Source organism: Enterobacter sp. ENT03 (genome assembly GCF_019218745.1).
In the GTDB taxonomy this organism is placed as follows: Bacteria; Pseudomonadota; Gammaproteobacteria; order Enterobacterales; family Enterobacteriaceae; genus Enterobacter_D.
In genome coordinates, this window is sequence record NZ_JAHUXA010000009.1 from 54,993 (window position 1) to 74,290 (window position 19,298).

At 56.0% G+C, this 19,298-nt stretch carries 18 protein-coding genes and 2 pseudogenes; 5 read left to right on the forward strand and 15 right to left on the reverse strand.

Going from position 1 to position 19,298, the window contains the following annotated elements:
* Window positions 1–190 precede the first annotated feature (190 nt).
* Window positions 191–535, forward strand: a complete 345-nt coding sequence (locus KW828_RS13015; RefSeq protein ID WP_218336744.1) for a cupin domain-containing protein — start codon at window positions 191–193, stop codon at window positions 533–535.
* Between the two features lie 87 nt (window positions 536–622).
* Here the strand turns inward: KW828_RS13015 and KW828_RS13020 are convergent, their stop codons facing one another.
* Entirely contained in the window at window positions 623–1,513 is an 891-nt protein-coding gene (locus KW828_RS13020) for a LysR family transcriptional regulator (protein WP_218336745.1), read from the reverse strand.
* Window positions 1,514–1,610: 97 nt separating this feature from the next.
* On the opposite strand from KW828_RS13020, the gene KW828_RS13025 reads away from it, so the two are divergent.
* Complete coding sequence (locus KW828_RS13025) at window positions 1,611–2,117, forward strand: phenolic acid decarboxylase (protein ID WP_218336746.1); 507 nt, start codon at window positions 1,611–1,613, stop codon at window positions 2,115–2,117.
* A gap of 357 nt (window positions 2,118–2,474) precedes the next feature.
* Window positions 2,475–3,089 carry a hypothetical protein gene (locus KW828_RS13030; protein ID WP_218336747.1) on the forward strand — a complete coding sequence of 205 codons (615 nt, stop codon included), beginning with the start codon at window positions 2,475–2,477 and terminating at the stop codon, window positions 3,087–3,089.
* Window positions 3,090–3,455: 366 nt separating this feature from the next.
* Here the strand turns inward: KW828_RS13030 and KW828_RS13035 are convergent, their stop codons facing one another.
* The 7 genes from KW828_RS13035 to fusA form a co-directional block, all read right to left on the reverse strand.
* Window positions 3,456–4,079, reverse strand: a complete 624-nt coding sequence (locus KW828_RS13035) for a glutathione S-transferase family protein (protein WP_218336748.1) — start codon at window positions 4,077–4,079, stop codon at window positions 3,456–3,458.
* Between the two features lie 108 nt (window positions 4,080–4,187).
* Window positions 4,188–4,901: an ABC transporter ATP-binding protein gene (locus KW828_RS13040; protein WP_218336749.1), complete on the reverse strand. Its 714-nt coding sequence runs from the start codon at window positions 4,899–4,901 to the stop codon at window positions 4,188–4,190.
* Window positions 4,898–5,773: an ATP-binding cassette domain-containing protein gene (locus KW828_RS13045; protein WP_218336750.1), complete on the reverse strand. Its 876-nt coding sequence runs from the start codon at window positions 5,771–5,773 to the stop codon at window positions 4,898–4,900. The genes KW828_RS13040 and KW828_RS13045 overlap by 4 nt, the downstream gene beginning before the upstream one ends.
* The gene (livM, locus tag KW828_RS13050) at window positions 5,770–7,056 is read right to left on the reverse strand and encodes a high-affinity branched-chain amino acid ABC transporter permease LivM (RefSeq protein ID WP_218336751.1); all 1,287 of its coding nucleotides are present in this window, start codon (window positions 7,054–7,056) and stop codon (window positions 5,770–5,772) included. Before livM ends, KW828_RS13045 begins: the two co-directional genes overlap by 4 nt.
* Before the next feature lie 10 nt (window positions 7,057–7,066).
* Window positions 7,067–7,981: a branched-chain amino acid ABC transporter permease LivH gene (locus KW828_RS13055; RefSeq protein WP_088219066.1), complete on the reverse strand. Its 915-nt coding sequence runs from the start codon at window positions 7,979–7,981 to the stop codon at window positions 7,067–7,069.
* A 73-nt stretch (window positions 7,982–8,054) separates the two neighbouring features.
* Window positions 8,055–9,170, reverse strand: a complete 1,116-nt coding sequence (locus KW828_RS13060; RefSeq protein ID WP_218336752.1) for a branched-chain amino acid ABC transporter substrate-binding protein — start codon at window positions 9,168–9,170, stop codon at window positions 8,055–8,057.
* Window positions 9,171–9,526: 356 nt separating this feature from the next.
* Entirely contained in the window at window positions 9,527–11,626 is a 2,100-nt protein-coding gene (gene fusA, locus KW828_RS13065) for an elongation factor G (RefSeq protein ID WP_218336753.1), read from the reverse strand.
* Between the two features lie 209 nt (window positions 11,627–11,835).
* On the opposite strand from fusA, the gene KW828_RS13070 reads away from it, so the two are divergent.
* Complete coding sequence (locus KW828_RS13070) at window positions 11,836–12,141, forward strand: helix-turn-helix transcriptional regulator (protein ID WP_218336754.1); 306 nt, start codon at window positions 11,836–11,838, stop codon at window positions 12,139–12,141.
* 52 nt (window positions 12,142–12,193) lie between these two features.
* Here the strand turns inward: KW828_RS13070 and KW828_RS13075 are convergent.
* From KW828_RS13075 to dacD, 7 genes and pseudogenes are all read right to left on the reverse strand, one after another.
* A pseudogene (locus tag KW828_RS13075) lies at window positions 12,194–12,292 on the reverse strand (transcriptional regulator); the annotation flags it as partial.
* Window positions 12,279–12,403: pseudogene (gene cobS / locus KW828_RS21920) on the reverse strand (adenosylcobinamide-GDP ribazoletransferase); the annotation flags it as partial. The pseudogenes KW828_RS13075 and cobS, both read right to left, overlap by 14 nt.
* A 5-nt stretch (window positions 12,404–12,408) precedes the next feature.
* Window positions 12,409–13,944, reverse strand: a complete 1,536-nt coding sequence (locus KW828_RS13080; protein WP_218336755.1) for a cobyric acid synthase — start codon at window positions 13,942–13,944, stop codon at window positions 12,409–12,411.
* A gap of 223 nt (window positions 13,945–14,167) precedes the next feature.
* On the reverse strand, window positions 14,168–14,503 hold the full coding sequence (locus KW828_RS13085; RefSeq protein ID WP_218336756.1) for a DUF496 family protein: 336 nt from the start codon (window positions 14,501–14,503) through the stop codon (window positions 14,168–14,170).
* Between the two features lie 165 nt (window positions 14,504–14,668).
* A complete protein-coding gene (locus KW828_RS13090) occupies window positions 14,669–15,727 on the reverse strand; it encodes an FUSC family protein (RefSeq protein ID WP_218336757.1) in 1,059 nt (352 codons plus the stop codon).
* A 159-nt stretch (window positions 15,728–15,886) separates the two neighbouring features.
* A complete protein-coding gene (gene sbmC / locus KW828_RS13095; RefSeq protein ID WP_218336758.1) occupies window positions 15,887–16,360 on the reverse strand; it encodes a DNA gyrase inhibitor SbmC in 474 nt (157 codons plus the stop codon).
* 129 nt (window positions 16,361–16,489) lie between these two features.
* The gene (gene dacD, locus KW828_RS13100) at window positions 16,490–17,647 is read right to left on the reverse strand and encodes a serine-type D-Ala-D-Ala carboxypeptidase DacD (RefSeq protein WP_218336759.1); all 1,158 of its coding nucleotides are present in this window, start codon (window positions 17,645–17,647) and stop codon (window positions 16,490–16,492) included.
* A 208-nt stretch (window positions 17,648–17,855) separates the two neighbouring features.
* Between dacD and sbcB the strand changes: the two genes are divergently transcribed.
* On the forward strand, window positions 17,856–19,280 hold the full coding sequence (gene sbcB / locus KW828_RS13105) for an exodeoxyribonuclease I (protein ID WP_218336760.1): 1,425 nt from the start codon (window positions 17,856–17,858) through the stop codon (window positions 19,278–19,280).
* Window positions 19,281–19,298 lie beyond the last annotated feature (18 nt).

The window sequence follows — 19,298 nt, forward strand, 5'->3', positions numbered from 1 at the left end:
ATGGCATCCATTATGCCATAGCGCATACAACGTCCGCTTCTGGCACAAAGCGGACATTCTTATTCAGTCAAAAGTCCGCTATGAATGAGAAGAATTCTGAATAGGGTGGTAGTGCTCTCTACCTTGTCGCGTTAGTCTGCCTGTCTCTGAATGAATACCAGCAAGAAAATGACACACAGGAGAAAAAACGGTGATTTCAAAAGACAATGCTGAGCATTATACCTGGGGTGATGATTGCGACGGTTGGTATCTGGTAAACCGGCAGGATATGCTCATTATTCACGAAAAAATGCCTCCAGGTACGCACGAAAAGCGACACTTTCACTCTTTTTCCAGACAGTTTTTTTATGTCCTTGAGGGTACCCTGACGATGGAAATGGAAGGTGATAAACATGAAATCAAGTCCCGGCAGGGAATTGAAATCCCGCCGGGGGCAAAACATCAAGCTGGGAACGACAGCCATCAACCCGTCGAATTTATTGTCATCTCTCATCCGACAACCCGGGGCGATCGTTCTGATCTCTCTTCCTGTTGATAAAAGCTCTCCGACAGCGGATTTGAACACCAGTTTAATAACTATCAGGACGTTTGGTCGCAAGTGGTAAACCCTGTAATCAGGTGCTTACTGGGGCGCCGCATCGGGGGGTGTGGTGTCCAGCGCCATTTTCAAAGCTGATACCAGGAAACTGACCGGCTCATCCGGCGGAACGTCCTGACGCAGGATGATGTGTAAAGGCGTGACCCGGTGGGTGCCGTGGCTGAGGGGCAATGGTTGCAGTATGCCTGCCGCCAGTTGTTGGTGAATATAGGCCTGCGGCAGCCAGCCATACCCCAGGCCAGCCATGACTGCGCCTGCCGCCGCATCCAGCGTAGAGAAATCCCAGTTCTGGCTATCCCCTGCGGCACTTTTACCGCCATCTGTTATTTGTATCCGAGGCCAATTGCCAAGCAGTGCTTCGGTCAGGGTGCCTGATACCGACAACAGCGGATGATCGCGATGGGCCACGGCAATAAAATCCACATTCATCAGCCACTCTCCCCGGCCAGTAATATTTTGCCGGTCGGTCACGATCATCACATCAGCATCGTCCACCGCCGGCATGATGGGGAACATGCTCTCCGTGACTTCCGTAAGCCTCACCCGAATATGCGGCCAGCGTTGTTGGAATTGTTGCAGGGCAGAGAACAGGCGCTCCCGGGGATAGATAACGTCCACCAGTACATTAAGCTGCGACCGCATCCCGTCCTGTAGAGCCGCTGCCTGGGCCTCCACATAACTGAATGTTTTCAGGAGTGGGCGTACCTGGCGCAGCAACGTGGCTCCAGTGGGGGTTAATACCGTACGTCGCCCTTCCGGAACCAGCAACGTCACGCCCAGTAGCGTCTGGAGTTGCGCGAGATTATAGCTAACAGAAGACTGGCTGCGGTGTAGCGTTTCGGCGGCGCGGGCAAAGCTACCGGTGGTGACGACACAATCCAGGATTGACCATTGTTCAAGGGTGGTTCTGTTCATAATGATTCACTTTTTAGATTAAAATCATCATAAATTAGCGCTATTCAGCCAAATATTAAATCATTAGACTAACTTTATCGAACAAAGGAGACCTGATATGAGCAACTTTGATAAGCATGATTTAAGCGGTTTTGTCGGTAAACATCTGGTGTACACCTACGATAACGGCTGGAACTACGAAATTTATGTTAAAAATGAACAAACCCTCGACTACCGTATTCACAGCGGCCTGGTAGGAAATCGTTGGGTTAAAGATCAGCGGGCTTATATTGTCCGCGTAGGTGAGAATATTTATAAAATCTCCTGGACCGAGCCAACCGGGACGGATGTGAGCTTAATTGTCAATCTGGGGGATAAACTCTTCCATGGCACTATTTTCTTCCCGCGCTGGGTGATGAATAACCCCGAAAACACGGTTTGTTTCCAGAATGACCATATTCCGCTGATGAATCAGTACCGCGATGCCGGTCCGGCTTACCCGACGGAAGTTATTGATGAATTTGCCACCATCACCTTTATTCGTGACTGCGGGGCCAATAACGACAGCGTGATTGCCTGCGCAGCGAGCGAACTGCCGGAAAATTTCCCCGATAATCTGCGTTAAATAAGAAAGCGTTAAATTTAAAAGAAACCGGTCACGACGACGGTTTCTTATTTTGCTACAAAACCAGGACGTTGCCACTAAACCGCAAATTTGACCCCTTTTATCCATACTGGCGGTATGGATAAAAGTGACCGGGCTATCGCGGAAGTACTGCAGGGTATTAATAGGAACATTCTTAATTAAAAAACAGGACCCGGATGACTTTACAGGCAAGCAACATTATTAAAAGAAAATGATAGCCGCGGACTGCTGGTACCTTCACAACCTACTTGATGGCAATTTATAGCATTAAGTTGCAAAGCAAAATTTGCGGAGGTAAATTACCCTCTCAAATTCAAAGAAATTATCAGAGGGAAAATGAAAATTCGCCTGCAATACCCATTATATTTGGTAGTTTTATCTTCTTCATTTATGTCTGTATCAGCAAATGCGATACCTCCTGTTAAAGCCGTAGACGTTAAATCATTTGATGTCGGTGGTGTTAAAACAGGTATGAGCATTGAGGAAGCGCAAGCGGCAATGCAGAAAAACTTTGGTATAAACTCTGCTCAAATAAGAGCTTCAAAGTCGATGGAAGGTCAGACTCCAGGCATCGTGACGGGGAGCAAACAGATTATGCATCTCGTATACGAAGATAAAGGAACCCGCATGCAGGTGAATTTCGAACCTCGCGTCCCTTATAACAAATCTAATCCGATGGCTGTTTCGCAGGTCCTCTATGAAATTCCATGGACGAAAGAAAATGAAGACAACATGGTAAAGGCAGCCCTGGAAAAGTACGGCCCAGTATCAACGGGTGGTGTATTCCCTGTCTGGTGTGAAAAACCAATGCCAAGTTCAGGAATGGGTTGTGAGAGCGGTACGGCAAGCCTTACTATGGGAAACACGAAAATACAATTGCTTGATCCTTCATGGCAGAATGCCGTCATAAGTTACATGGATCAACAAAAAAAGACCAAACCTAAGTTGTAAAAAATGAATCCGGATTCATTCTGATTTTATTTAGTTAGCAATTGAATCCGGATATATTAAACCACGCATCAAATACCATTAATTTATTTTTAATTATTAGACTGAATCCACTCCCGCGTTGAAACTTCCATGCTGTGTCTTTTAAAGCAAAATTATGGTCTGCAATGCTTTTTACTGTAACTTTTATTAAGTGAAAATTACTCTGAATAGGTGTACTGCTCGGGGGAGATCGGCTCGCCCAGTTTTGCAGGCGCGGCTGCACGATACCGCTTGCAGATAAAAACGGCAATATCAGGGCGTTACACATGAAAGAAATTGCGTAACGGCTCGCAGGGTTTTATGACGCAGACGGGCAAGGCCGACCGCTCACAGCATGCCGTTATTGCCGTGCCGTAAAAACGCCGGACGTTCATTAAGCCGCGCGAACCAGGCCTCAATGGCTGGCACCGCCGGCTTCGCAAACGGCGTCATTTTCCAGCGGTTCACCGACAGGCCAAGCACCACATCGGCGAGGGTAAACGTCCCGCCGGTCACCCAGTGACGGGTCCGCTGTAATTGCTGTTCGAGAATGCCGATACAGTGGTTCCACTCGTCAATGCCGGCGGCGATGGCGCGCTGATCGTTAAAATCCGGGTTCTGACGCCCCAGCGCCGGGAACACGTAGCGCCAGGCGTTGTTAAACTCCGTCGCCTGCCAGTCCATCCAGTGCTCCACCTCCGCACAGGCACGCGGTTCGCCGGGTAACAGGTCGTCACGCCCCGTTTTGCGCACCAGATAACGGCATATGGAATTCGATTCCCACAGCACAAAATCGTCGTCAATTAACACCGGCACCATGGCATTCGGGTTGAGGGCGCGAAATTCATCCGTTTCCGTCGGGGTAAATCCGCTGCCGTAATCCTCCTGCAAATAGTCCAGCCCGGCTTCTTCGCAGGTCCAGAGGACTTTGCGCACATTAATGGAGGTCGTTTTACCCAGTATTTTCAGCATGTCCGGCCCGTATTGATGAGGAAGTAATCACAAGATAAATCACTATAAGCGCCCGAAATGAAGGCTGTACAGCCCCCTGCAATGGGGAGGGATAAAACGCCATGCCCCCTATACCCCGCCCAGATAGGCCTTACGCACGTCCGGATCCACCAGCAGCGCCTGGCCGGTGCCGCTGAGGCGGATCTCGCCGTTGACCATCACGTAGGCGCGGTCGGATAACTTCAGTGCATGGTTGGCGTTCTGCTCGACGAGGAACAGAGTCATACCCTGCTGTGTTAACTCGCGCAGGATCTGGAAAATCTGTTTCACGACAATGGGGGCCAGCCCGAGGCTCGGCTCGTCCAGCAATAAAAGTTTCGGGCGACTCATCAGCGCGCGGGCGATGGCCAGCATCTGCTGTTCACCGCCGGACAGCGTCATTGCCCGCTGGCTGCGGCGCTCTTCCAGACGTGGAAACAGCGCATACATCCGCGCTTTGTCCTCTTTCTGATAGCGGTCGCCAATGGCGATAGTGCCCATCAGCAGGTTCTCTTCCACGGTCATATCCGGGAAAATGCGTCGCCCTTCCGGGGCCTGGGCAATGCCGTTGCTGGCGATAAAATGCGTGGAGCGACGACTGATGTCCTCGCCGCGAAACAAAATCTGCCCGCCCGCGATGCGCGGCTGACCGAAAATCGACATTAACAGCGTCGATTTTCCCGCGCCGTTGGCACCAATCAGCGACACGGTTTCCCCTTCGTTGACCGTCAGGGAAATGCCTTTCAGCGCGTGGATGGGGCCATAAAATACGTCCACCTCGCGAAATTCCAGCATCGGCGTCATCCGGCGATCTCCTCTTCTTCTGCGCCCAGATAGGCAGCGATGACGCTGGGGTTATGCTGGATCTCCGCCGGTTTGCCGCGGGCGATCACATCCCCGTGATCGAGCACGATCACGTGATCGGAGATCTCCATCACCATGCTCATGTCATGCTCAATTAATAGCACCGTGACGCCGTGGCGCTCGCGCAGTACGCGCACGATACTGCTCAGCGCCTCGGTTTCGACCGGGTTCAGCCCCGCCGCCGGTTCGTCGAGGCAGATCATCTCCGGCCCGGTGCACATGGCGCGGGCGATCTCCAGCCTGCGCTGCTGTCCGTAAGAAAGCGTGCCCGCCAGACGGTTGGTGCAGTCCACCAGGTTCACCACCTCCAGCCAGTAAAACGCGCGATCCAGCGCCTGCTCTTCGGCTTTGCGGTAGGCGGGCGTGTTGAAGATGCCAGCGACAAGATTACGGTTGACCTGCATGTGCTGCGCCACCAGCAGGTTTTCGATCACCGACATTTCCCGAAACAGGCGGATATTCTGGAAGGTACGCGCCAGTCCGGCGCGGTTCACCAGATGCGTGCCGCCAAACATTTTGTACCAGATGCGCGATCCCAGCAGTCGGGGTTTAACCACATCCTGAAACTGAATTTTTTGCCCCAGCACCTGGATCACGTCGGTGGTTTTACGCCGTGTAGAAAAGAGGATCGCCCCGCCGGAGGCCTGATAGAAGCCGGTCAGACAGTTAAAGACCGTGGTTTTGCCCGCACCGTTCGGGCCAATCAGCGCGGTGATGGAGCCGCGCTCAACGTCCAGATTGACATCGTTCAGCGCTTTGATGCCGCCGAAGTGCATCATCAGGTGTTCGACGCGCAAAATGCTGTCACTCATGGCGCGACTCCTTTGCGAATGGCAAAACCGGCGCGGCTGGTGCGAACCAGTCCACGGGGACGCCAGATCATCATCACCACCATCAGCACGCCAAACAGCAGCACGCGGTACTGGGCGAAGTCACGCAACAGCTCTGGCGCAACGGTCAGCACAAAGGCCGCCAGCACTACGCCGAGCGTCGATCCCATCCCACCCAGCACGACAATCGCCAGAATGAGCGCAGATTCAAAAAAGGTGAACGACGTCGGATTGACAAAACCCTGATAGGTGGCGAAAAACACCCCGGCGATGCCGGCGGTGGAGGCGCCGAGCATAAAAGCCGACAATTTTACCAGCACGTGATTTAACCCCAGCGAACGGCAGGCGATCTCATCTTCCCGCAGCGCTTCCCAGGCGCGGCCAATGGGCATTTTCGTCAGCCGGTGTTTGATAAACAGCACCAGCAGCACCACCAGGATCAGCACCGCGTAAATGAAAATGAACTTCATGTTCGGGTTGTAGCTGAGGCCAAAAAATTCATGGAACGGCACGCCGCCCTCTTTGGCGCGCCGCCCGAACTCCAGCCCGAGAAACGTGGGCGCCGGGACCGAGACGCCGTTTGGTCCGCCGGTAAAGCTCAGCCAGTTGTTCAGTACCAGGCGGATGATCTCCCCGAAGCCGAGCGTCACAATCGCCAGATAGTCGCCGTGCATACGCAGCACCGGAAAGCCGAGCAACGCCCCGGCCAGCGCCGCCATGATCGCGCCAATCGGCAGCATCGCCCAGAAACCCAGCCCCAGATACTGATACCCCAGCGCCAGCCCGTACGCGCCAATGGCGTAAAACGCCACGTAGCCCAGATCCAGCAGCCCCGCCAGGCCAACCACGATATTCAACCCAAGGCCGAGCAGCACGTAGATCAGCCCGAGGATCGCCACGGTGAGGAAATATTTGGTGGCCACGAAGGGGAAGAGAAAGGCCAGCACCAGGATCAGCGGAATGATCCAGCGCAACCGCGAACGGTAGCCCACCGGCCGCACGTAGACGCCATCATCGGCGCGTTCAAAACGCCCGGCGAACCTGCGCCCCGCCGGGGTTTGCAGCGCGAGGCTCAGCACCAGTCGTCCGGCCATTACCGCCAGCACCAGCCAGGCCACGCGCCGCGGCTCAAGGGTGAAGCTGTAGCCTTTGAGCACCACGCCGACGATGGGGCCGAATACCACCAGCGCGCACAGCCCGGCAAAGATCGTCTCCAGCAGGCACTTTTTCAGATCCAGCGCCGGTTTGCTTACTGCTTCTGTCATCGTTTATCCCTCACACCTTCGCGACCATTGGACGTCCCAGCAGCCCCTGAGGGCGAAAGATCAAAATGACCACCAGCAGGGCAAACGAAAATACGTCTTTATAATCGGAGTTCACCAGCCCGGCGAACTGCGCTTCGGCAATGCCCAGTAGCAAGCCGCCCAGCATCGCACCCGGCAGCGAACCGATGCCGCCCAGTACGGCGGCGGTGAAGGCTTTGATGCCGATAATAAATCCGGCGTAGAAATCAAAGGTGCCGTAGTTCATGGTCACCAGCACCCCGGCCAGCCCGGCCATCGCCGCGCCCATCACGAACACCAGCGAGATCACCCGGTCGGTGTTGATGCCCAGAATGGAGGCCATGCGCCGATCCTGCTGGGTGGCGCGGCAGATGCGCCCGAGACGGGTGAACTGGATGATCCAGGTGAGCAGCGCCATGCCGATCAGCGCCGCCAGCAGGATAAAGACTTTCGTCCAGGTGATCTGCACGATGCCGTCGCCGACATCCAGCCGTAGCACGCCGCTCATCAGCGTCGGAATGCCCTGCTGGTTCGGCCCCTGGCTGATCTGCACGTAGTTCTGCAAAATCAGCGACATGCCGATAGCAGAAATCAGCGGTGCCAGTCGCGTGGAGTTACGCAGCGGGCGGTAGGCAATGCGTTCGATCACCCAGCCGTACACGCCGGTGACCACAATGGTGAAAATGAGCGTGCAGAAGATCAGCAGCGGAAAAGAGTGAATACCAAAGAAGGAGAGCAGCCCGAGGCCGATGGCGCAGAGGTAGGCCGAGATCATATAGACTTCGCCATGGGCGAAATTGATCATGCCGATAATGCCATACACCATGGTGTACCCGATGGCGATCAAGCCGTAGACCGCGCCCAGCGTCAGGCCGTTAATCAGCTGTTGCAAGAAAAAAGCATCCATTTACACCGTCCCGCTATGTCAGTGTGATGTGCTCCCCCGCAGGGGAGCAGGAAGTCAGTACCGGTTGCCCGTCTCAGAGCTGGTGGTATTTGCCTTTGTCATCCCACTGATAAACCACATAGTCAGAGACTTTCAGATCGCCTTTGCCGTCCCAGGATTTCGCCCCCATCACGGTATCGACGTCGTGGCTTTTCAGCCATTCGCTGGCTTTTTCGTTGTCTTTACCCGCGCCGTTATAGGCGGCGGCGATGGCCTGGATAGAAGCATAGGCGTAGAGGGTGTAGCCTTCCGGCTCAAAACCACCGGCGCGGAATTTCTCGATCACTGCTTTGCCCGCAGGGATGGTGCGCGGATCGTTGCCGAAGGTCATTAACACGCCATTGGTGTATTGCGCGCCGCCGGCGGCGGTGACCATCTCTTCGGTCACCACGCAGTCGCCGGAGAAGAATTTCGCCGTCACGCCCTGTTCACGCATCTGGCGTACCAGCGGCCCGGCTTCCGGGTGGCAGCCGCCAAAGTAGACGACGTCCGGCTTCAGCGCGCCGATTTTGGTGACCAGCGCGTTAAAGTCTTTTTCGCCGCGCGACAGCCCTTCGTACAGCACCTCTTTGGTGCCGCGTTTTGCCAGCGCCGCTTTGGTGGCATCCGCCAGACCCTGGCCGTAGGTGTCTTTATCGTGAACAATGGCAATTTTCTTCGCTTTCAGCACGTCCAGCATGTAGTTAGCCGCCACCACGCCCTGCTGGTCGTCGCGCCCGCACATGCGGAACATACCTTTCATGCCGCGTTCGGTGATCAGCGGGTTGGTGGAGCCTGGCGTGATGGTCAGCACGCCCGCTTCGTCGTACACCTCAGAGGCCGGCATGGTGGACGATGAACAGAAATGGCCGACCACGGCAGAGACTTTGGATTCGTCCACCAGCCGGTTCGCCACGGCGACGGCCTGTTTGGGTTCGCAGGCGTCATCCCCCTGCACCAGCACGATTTTCTCACCTTTGATGCCGCCAGCGGCGTTTATATCCGCCGCCGCCTGCGACGCCCCTTTCCAGTACTGGGCGCCATAGGTGGCGTTCGGCCCGGTGAACGGCCCGGCGATGCCAATCGTCACATCGGCGTGAGCAAAAAAAGCAGTACAGAAGGTTCCGGCAACAGCGATCTGGAGCGATAACTTGGTCATTTTCAAAGACATTCGGTATTCCTCAGCACGGTTTAAAACCAGACGCCACGGTGGCGCGGGAGAAATCTCTGACTTTCGCAAACCTCAGGTAATTGGACGCGCCGCAAGCGGCTGCTTTCTGTTAAGCAAAAATCAGGCCTGATTAATGGAGTTAAGGGGAAATTATTGCCATCACGTGGCTGGCTGGGAAACGCGGTGTCCGGACCGTCCAGAAATTTAAACATAGCTGGGGCATGACGAGGCTGCGCACTCCGTTGGTGCAAAATTGCGGCGGCGATCACCCCCCGCCCCGCGCTTTCTGCACCATGGGGGCAAAAAAAACGCCCCGACCTGTTTGCGGGCCGGGGCGTGCGTAGTGCTATGAAGCGTTATTTCGAGCGGCTGGCGATAATCGCCTCTGCCACGTTGCGCGGGGCTTCGGCGTAGTGGTGGAACTCCATGCTGTACGTCGCCCGTCCTTGTGACATCGAGCGCAGCGTGGTGGCATAGCCGAACATTTCTGCCAGCGGTACATCCGCGCGGATGATTTGGCTGCCGAAACGCTCTTCCATACCCTGCACCAGACCGCGCCGCGAGCTGAGATCGCCCATAATATTACCGGCGTACTCTTCCGGGGTTTCCACCTCGACGTGCATCATCGGTTCGAGGATCGCCGGATCAGCACGCCTGGCCCCCTCTTTGAAGCCGAAAATCGCTGCCATGCGGAACGCCATCTCCGAGGAGTCAACGTCGTGATACGACCCAAAGGTCAGCGTCACTTTCACGTCCACCACCGGGTAACCCGCCAGCACGCCGCTGTTCAGCGCCTCACGGATGCCTTTTTCCACCGACGGAATGTACTCCCGCGGCACTACGCCGCCTTTGGTGGCGTCTTCAAACGCGAAGCCTTTACCCGCTTCCTGCGGTTCCAGCGTCAGCACCACATGCCCGTACTGGCCTTTGCCGCCGGACTGGCGCACGAACTTGCCTTCCACCTCTTTCACCGTTTTGCGCAGCGTTTCACGGTAGGTCACCTGCGGACGACCGATGTTCGCCTCGACGCCAAACTCGCGCTTCATGCGATCAACGATGATCTCCAGATGCAGCTCGCCCATGCCGGAAATAATGGTCTGCCCTGATTCTTCATCGGTGTGCAGACGGAACGACGGATCTTCCGAGGCCAGTCGTTGCAGCGCGATGCCCATTTTTTCCTGATCCGCTTTGGTCTTCGGCTCAATGGCCAGCGAGATCACCGGGTCCGGGAACTCCATGCGCTCAAGGGTGATCACTACCGCCGGATCGGTCAGCGTATCGCCGGTGGTCACGTCTTTCAGCCCGACACAGGCGGCGATATCGCCCGCCCGCAGCTCGTCCACTTCCAGCCGGTCGTTGGCCTGCATCTGTACGATGCGACCGATACGCTCTTTTTTGCCTTTCACCGGGTTGTACACCGCGTCGCCTTTTTTCAGCACGCCGGAATAGACGCGGATAAAGGTCAACTGCCCGACATACGGGTCGGTCATCAGCTTAAACGCCAGCGCAGAGAAGGGTTCACTGTCATCCGCGTGACGTTCGATGGTCTCGCCCTTCTCATCCACGCCTTTAATGGCGGGAATATCCAGCGGCGACGGCATCAGCTCGACCACCGCATCCAGCATTCGCTGAACGCCTTTGTTTTTAAAGGCGCTGCCGCAGAGCATCGGCTGGATCTCGCCTGCCACCGTGCGGGCGCGCAGTCCGGCAATGATCTCCGCTTCGCTGAGCTCTCCGGTTTCCAGATAGCGATCCATCAGGGTTTCGGTGGCTTCTGCCGCCGCCGAGACCATTTTTTCCCGCCACTGCTGCGCGGTTGCCAGTAAATCGTCCGGTACCGGCGCATAGCTGAAGGTCATACCCTGGGTGGCGTCATCCCACACAATGGCGCGCATGTTGATGAGATCAACCACGCCGCTGAAGTGCTCTTCGCTGCCAATAGGGATCACAATCGGCACCGGATTCGCTTTCAGGCGGTCGATCATCATCTGCACCACGCGGAAGAAATCCGCGCCGGGGCGATCCATTTTGTTCACAAAGGCCAGCCGCGGCACATGGTATTTATTGGCCTGCCGCCAGACGGTTTCCGACTGCGGCTGCACGCCACCTACCGAGTCATAGACCATGACTGCGCCATCGAGCACGCGCATGGATCGCTCGACTTCTATCGTGAAATCGACGTGCCCTGGGGTGTCGATAATATTAATGCGATGCGGTTCAAAGCTGTGATCCATACCGGGCCAGAAACAGCTGACGGCCGCGGAGGTAATGGTGATCCCGCGCTCCTGCTCCTGCGCCATCCAGTCCGTAATTGCAGCGCCATCGTGAACCTCACCCAGTTTGTGGCTCACGCCGGTGTAAAACAGGATACGTTCGGTAGTGGTGGTTTTCCCCGCATCGATATGGGCAGAAATACCAATATTACGATAGCGTTCAAGGGGGATGGGTCGGGGCATGATGCGTCCTTAGTCAGTTTGACAGTAAGCGACCGGAATGGCCGCGGGGTTAACTGGGATCATCATAGTCCAATTGTACGAGTATATTCGAACTATTTTAGCTATAGTTATAGTCGATAATCGGGTGAGCCTGACGCGTGGTATTGGCTGCGGCGTTCCAGTATATTACCCGGCCTGCCTGACCTATTGCCTGACAACGCTGGAGCACTATGATCGCCAACCACCCTGAACGTGAACAAATCCGCCTTGAAAATGTTCTTTTTGCGCTGGGCAATCCCCTGCGGCTGGACATTGTGAAAACCCTGGCTGATGAGGGCGAGCAGGCCTGCGGCGCGCTGCGCAAGGATGTGGCGAAGTCCACCATGACCCACCACTGGCGCGTATTGCGCGACAGCGGCGTGATCTGGCAGCGTCCTCAGGGGCGCGAAAATTTGATTTCCCTGCGCCGCGAGGATCTGGACGCGCGCTTTCCGGGCCTGATGGACATTTTGCTGAACGTGATGCACAAAGAATAGCGGCGTAGCTATAAGATGCCGGGCCTGACATCGCCCGGCGGCAAGCTCGCGCTCAGAGGCTGAAACCGTAATGAGAACCGTCGGGCAGCTCAATATCCAGGCGCAGTTTACCCCCCGCGGCTTCCACATAGCGCTTTGTTGCCGAGTCCTTTCTCGCGGGCATAGCGATGACTGTACATCAGGAGCACTGAACCACCGCGTCAGCGACGCAGACGGCCCTCAGTGCAGGCATGTCGCGCAAGGCCAACTCGGTGATGACCATCGTGATTATGCAGGCTCCTTATGCTCACGCATGATCTGGTAGATTTTTTCAATGTCGATATGGCTGCGCATCACGTCTGCCAACTGATCAAACTGCTGCATTTTGTGATCCTGCCAGTTGAAGGTTGATGCCAGCGGCGGCAGGTTTTTGCGCTGGCGCAGGCCGTTGATCACCGCGCGGGTAAAAGCATCACTGTCGAACAGGCCGTGCAGATAGGTGCCAAACACCAGCCCGTCGTCGCTGACAGCGCCATCCGCCACTTGCTGCCCGTGCTTGTTTAGCCACAGCGCCGGACGGCAGCCTTCATGCCGCGTGGTTTCGCCCATGTGAATTTCATAGCCGCTGAGCACGAGTCCTGCAGCGTCTGTCAGCCAGCCGGGGAGCGCATCCCCGCTGTGGGCCGCGACTCGCGTGGTGGTTTTAACCGGCGCAAAGAGGGTGTCCACCGGGAGCAAACCTAAGCCCGGCTGTCTGCCGAGGTGGGACTCGACTTCATCGATAATGGTTTCCCCGAGCATCTGGTAGCCACCGCAGATGCCGAACACCGGCACACCGGCGTGATGTAACTGCACGACCGTCTGCGCCAGCCCACTTTCCCGCAGCCAGTGCAGATCGCCCAGCGTATTTTTACTGCCCGGCAGGATCAGCAGATCGCACTCTTCCAGCTCAGCGGGATGACGCACGTACTGGACCCGCACGTCCAGCTGCGCCGCCAGCGCGTTGAAGTCGGTGAAGTTGGAGATATGCGGCAGTTGCACCACCCCGATGGTGATCTCCCGCACGCCAGTGTGCCGGTATTTGCCGCGCTGCAACGCCACGCCGTCTTCATCGTCCAGATCGAGATCCAGCCACGGCATCACACCCAGCACCGGCACGTCGGTTAAGGCTTCAATTTGTTCCAGGCCGGAGGACAGCAGCGCCACATCACCGCGAAATTTATTGATGATCACCCCTTTCACGCGCCAGCGCTCATGTTCCTGCAACAGCGCGAGGGTCCCGTAGATAGCGGCAAACACGCCGCCGCGATCGATGTCCGCCACCAGGATCACCGGGCAGTTGGCCATTTCCGCCATGCCCATGTTAACAATGTCCCGATCCCGCAAGTTGAGCTCCGCCGTGCTGCCTGCCCCTTCCAGCACCAGCACGTCGTAATCCCGCGCCAGGCTTTGATAAACGCTGATAATCTGCTCGCGCAGCTGCGGCTTGAAATCGTGATAGCTGACAGCGTCCATGTGGCTGGCGACGTTGCCCATCAGCACAATCTGCGCATGGCTATCGCCGGTAGGTTTTAACAGTATGGGGTTCATGCGCACGTCAGGCTCGATGCCCGCCGCCTCCGCCTGGAAAATCTGCGCGCGGCCCATTTCGAGGCCGTCCGGCGTGATGCCAGAATTGAGCGCCATGTTCTGCGATTTGAACGGCGCAGTGCGCAGGCCATCCTGATAAAAAATGCGGCAAAGACCGGCAACCAGCATGCTTTTACCGACGTCAGACGCAGTGCCCTGCACCATGATGGCCAGAGGTTGCGGGGAAGTATTCATAATAGTCCTCCAGAAAATGGCAGATGCACCAGCGCGAACAGCACCAGCCAGCGGTCCAGCAACCATGCGGTACACCAGGCGAGCAGCGTTATGACCGTTGCCTTACAGAAGGGAAGTTGGGTTAGTCATAGATAGCCGGTGAAAGTGGAGCGTTATCATCACCTTACACGCATGTACGACGGGGTAACAGAACGGTGAGGGACTCGCCCTCACCGCGGAGGAATTACTCAGCTTTAGGTTCCTGGGTTTTCATTTCGCCCATGGTTTTCAGCTTTTTAGAGATCTCGCGACGTTCTTTGGAGATCTCGGCATTTTTGATGATGTAATCATCAACGCGATCTTCGTAGTCGCTTTTCATGCTGGCGATGATGCCCTGAATGGCTTCAACGCTCATACCCGGCTTGATGTAGTCGCTCAGGTTGTCCAGCAGAAGAACACGTTTCTGGTTGTCACGGATCTTTTTCTCAACGTCCTGGATCTCACGCTGCAGTTTGTTTTTACGACGGAAGAGACGAACAAATTCAAGAACATCCTGAAACGAAGGCTTAATAGTTTCCATTTTTATACCCCTGCTAAGATAAGATTCGGATTCGTTAAAGCACCCACCCCGGCTCACACTACTTTCAGCGGCTGCTAATGACAATGGTTTTGTACCTGCCGGTATCATAACCCTAATTTATGCTGAATCGAAACAACACGCACGTCTACCCTGCCCAGGTGGAGCTTATTTGCGCAATGCGCGGCAGATCAGATGCGACAGCAGTTCAAGCTGACGCGCCAGTTCCATGCTTAACCATACATAGCTGTGCATCGGCGTTTCCGCCAGCGTTTCTCCCTGATGCTCCTGGATCAGCTGCCGCAGCTCGCCCACGATGTCGTTAAGCTTTTCACTGTTCGCCACGATCGGCTGCGGGTTGCCCTCGTACAGCGCATGGGCGATGGTCAGTAGCGTCTGCTGCGTCATGTTTTGCATCTCGCGCAGCGTATGGGCGTTAAGCATCACCAGGTGGCTGGCGCGCGACGCCCAGTGGGCGTTAATTTGCAGTTCCAGCATACACACCATATTGCGGCTCACCGTCTGGATCGCCTCAAAGATGGATTTTTGAATGCGTGTCTCTTTGCTGGCTGGCGTAATAAGCCCGCGCATTTTTACCACATCGTTGAGGATGGTTTGCAGGTGTTTTTCCAGCCTGGGGCGCTCCACCAGATTAGGGGAAAAGCCCGCCTGATAGACACGGTTAAACGCGGTCACGTAGTTCGCCATCTGAATACGCCAGTGGATAAACGCACGTTGCGGCCAGATACCGGTGAACAGCATTGCCAGCAGGGAACCGAGAATGACATCGCCCCCGCGCCACAGCGCCGTATGCATATCCCCGGCCGGTGCGCCCACCACCACGGCCAGCGTGATACCAATTAACAGCGCCTGATACGGCCTTTTGCCAAGGGCCAGCCAGCCGCAGAGAAACATCGCCGCCGCGCACCACACCAGCATCAATGGCAGTGAAATCAGCTCCAGTTTTAACGCCACCAGCCCCAGCACAGAGCCAAAGATAGTGCCGCCGATACGCTCCCAGGCGCGGGGCACGACGTTCCCCAGAAAGGAGATTGGCCCCATGATCACCACCAGCGTGATCAGCGGCCACGTGCCTTCCGGCACCTTTAACAAACGCACCAGTAGGAACGTAAGAACAAACGCCAGCGCAATACGGACCCCGTGGACAACACGGTAGTTGCGGTACAGGCGAATTTCAAAAGGGCTGAGTGATTTGTCAGGGCGCACACCCGTTCTCCGGCTAACATACCAAAGGCGCAATTGTAGCGGCTTTTTGGCAGGCGACATCCGCGTTATGGCCTGAATGGCGGCAAAAATGATGATTTCTTCGCCAGTCGCACCAACGATGCCTTCAGGATCAATTCTGAAGGCAAGTCAGCGATCCCCTCAGAGGGTTTTCGGCTCGACAGGAATATACATGTCGATGTCCCAGTGCCCTTCGCCGCTGTCAGCATTCAGATAGATTTCAAAGCAAGGACGCAGCGCAATCTGGTGGTTCTGATCGGCTAAAAGCGTGTCAAAGAACCCGTCCCACGCCTGCTGAAAATCTTCGTTTTCAACACGCGCACGGGCCACCGCATAGGCGCCGCCGGGCAGTTCGGTGAGCATCACGCCTTCGCTGCTTTCCGGCAGAGCAAAATCATTCGCCACGGCGATCACCACATCGGCGCGCAGCTTTTCAGCCGGGACTTCATCAGGATTGTCGTAATAGACCGCGATCCACGCCTGCGGTTGCAACTGCTTACCCTTTACCCACATGGTCAGCTGCTCAAAGCCCTGCTTAACGGTTTTTTCCCACGGGCCGACCAGATGAAAACCGGCAATCTTACGCACATCAACGTCTTTAATTTGATAGTCCATTGCTGCCTCCGACGAATTTAACTGTATGGATGTACACTATAATTAACGCCAAAATAATATACACCGCTAAGTTTGTCAGTATGCGAGCAGGCTCGCATACTCGCCAGTCGGGCAGCTGAATGCAAAAAATTAATGATGGAACCAGTCGTTAAGGCGCGAGAATACGCCGCCCTTACCAACGCTCTCCAGGGTATACAGCGGCCAGTGGGCGATCACCTTGTCGCGATCGTACAGCGCTATTTCACCCACCTGCTGATGCGCCGCTATCGGGGCCTGCAGATCTTTGTTGGTCAGCGTGTATCTGGCTTTGATGTGCGGCACTTCCGCTTTCGGCAGCGCCAGCCAGAAGTCCTGCCCGGTGCCGACGGCGACCTGTTTTTTATCACCGAACCAGATGCGCTCGCTGCCGACTTTTTGCCCCTGCCGCAACACCTGTACCGTATCGAAATTCTGCTGCCCCCAGTGCAGCAGTTTACGCGCCTGATCTTCCCGCCCTTTCGGACTGTCTGCGCCCATGATCACGGAGATTAAGCGGCGCTGGCCATCTACGGCAGAGGCAACAATATTGAATCCCGCGCCGGAGGTGTGGCCGGTTTTCAGGCCGTCCACGTTAAGGGATTTATCCCACAGCAGGCCGTTACGATTCTGCTGCGAGATGCCGTTCCACGTCAGGCTCTTCTCGCTGTACATATGATAAAACTGCGGCTCGCCGTGGATAATGGCGCGGGAGAGCACCGCCAGATCGTAGGCCGAGCTGTGCTGACCAGGCGCATCCAGGCCGTGCACCGTTTCAAAATGGGTATCGCGAAGCTGCAGCTTTTGCACATAGTCGTTCATCATCTTCACGAACTGCGGCTGGCCGCCCGCGACGTGATCCGCCAGTGCGACGCAGGCGTCATTACCGGAATCGACGATCAGCCCGCGGCTCAGATCGCGTACCGTGACGCGGTCGCCCGGTTTAATAAACATCAGCGAGGAGCCGTCAAATACCGGGTTACCTTTCGCCCAGGCGTCCGGGCCAACCGTCACGACGTCGTCGGGGGTGATATGGTGGCTGTCAATGGCGCGATCGACAACGTAGCCGGTCATCAGCTTGGTAAGGCTGGCCGGGTTGCGCTGTTGATGTTCATTGCCCGCGGTTAATACCTGGCCGGTGGTGTAATCCATTAAAACCCAGGACGCGGCCTGGATTTGCGGTGGCTGAGGGGTAACGGGTAATTCGGCAGCCAGCGCGGAATTCACGCAAACAGCAATACATGTAGCGGCAACAAACAAACGGCGTTTCAACGGTATATCCTCAGATCCTGTTAAATGGCTGACCTTTTTACGGAATTTCTTATGTCGTTACTCCGTTTAATTGCAAAGAAATGTGACAGGGGTGAAGGGATCTTTCGTCGCTGCTCGCAAAATCAGCAGCCAGATGGCATTTATTTCAAAAGAACGGGCGGGATGGTTTACCATAGACAGGTCACTTCAAAACAGGATGAACTCTCTGGTGTCTGATTCCGCCCCGCAGCCAACTTTTTTATTCCACGACTACGAAACCTTCGGCACCAGCCCGGCGCTGGATCGCCCTGCGCAGTTCGCAGCGCTCCGCACCGATGCGGATTTTAACGTCATCGGCGAGCCGGAAGTCTTTTACTGCAAACCGGCTGACGACTATCTGCCCCAGCCGCAGGCCGTGCTGATCACCGGCATCACGCCGCAGATCGCGCTGGCAAAAGGCGACAATGAGGCCGCGTTCGCCAGGCGTATCCACACGCTTTTTACCGTGCCGGAAACCTGTGTGGTGGGCTACAACAATGTCCGCTTCGACGATGAAGTGACGCGCAACATCTTCTATCGCAACTTTTACGATCCCTATGCCTGGAGCTGGCAGAATCATAACTCCCGCTGGGATCTGCTGGACGTGATGCGCGCCTGCTACGCCCTGCGTCCTGACGGCATCAACTGGCCGGAAAACAACGACGGGCTGCCGAGCTTCCGTCTGGAACACCTCACCCGCGCTAACGGCATTGAGCACAGCAATGCGCATGACGCGATGGCGGATGTTTACGCGACCATTGCCATGGCGCAACTGGTGAAGGCGAAGCAACCGAAGCTGTTCCAGTATCTTTATGAGCACCGCAGCAAACATAAATTAACGGCGCTGATAGATGTGCCGCAGATGACGCCGCTGGTGCACGTCTCCGGGATGTTTGGCGCGTGGCGCGGCAATACCAGTTGGGTGGCTCCGCTGGCGTGGCATCCTGATAACCGCAATGCGGTGATCATGGTTGACCTGGCCCTGGATATGTCGCCCCTGTTAACGCTAGAGGCCGATGCGCTGCGTGAACGGCTGTATACCGCTAAAGAGGATCTGGGGGATGACCCCGCCGTGCCGGTGAAGCTGGTGCATCTGAATAAGTGTCCGGTGCTGGCGCAGGCCAATACGCTGCGCGCCGCCGATGCTGACCGGCTTGGCATTAATCGCCAGCGCTGCCTGGATAATTTAAAACTGCTGCGTGAAAACCCCCAAGTGCGGGAAAAAGTGGTGGCGATTTTTGCCGACGCCGAGCCGTTTGTGCCGTCGGAAAACGTCGACGCTCAGTTGTATAACGGCTTTTTCAGCGATGCCGATCGGGCGGCGATGAAAATCGTGCTGGAAACCGAACCGCGTAATCTGCCCTTACTGGATATTACCTTCGCCGATAAGCGCATTGAAAAGCTGCTGTTTAACTACCGGGCGCGTAACTTCCCCGGCACGCTGGATGAAGCGGAGCAGCAGCGCTGGCATGCGCACCGGCAGAGTATCTTCACGGAGGAATTTTTGCAGGCGTGGGTGCAGGAGCTGGAAATGCTCTACAGCCAGCATGAAGGTGATGCTGAGAAACAGGCACTGCTGAAAGCGCTGTTCCAGTATGTGCAGGAGATCGTCTGACCGCCCTCTTCTGATGGC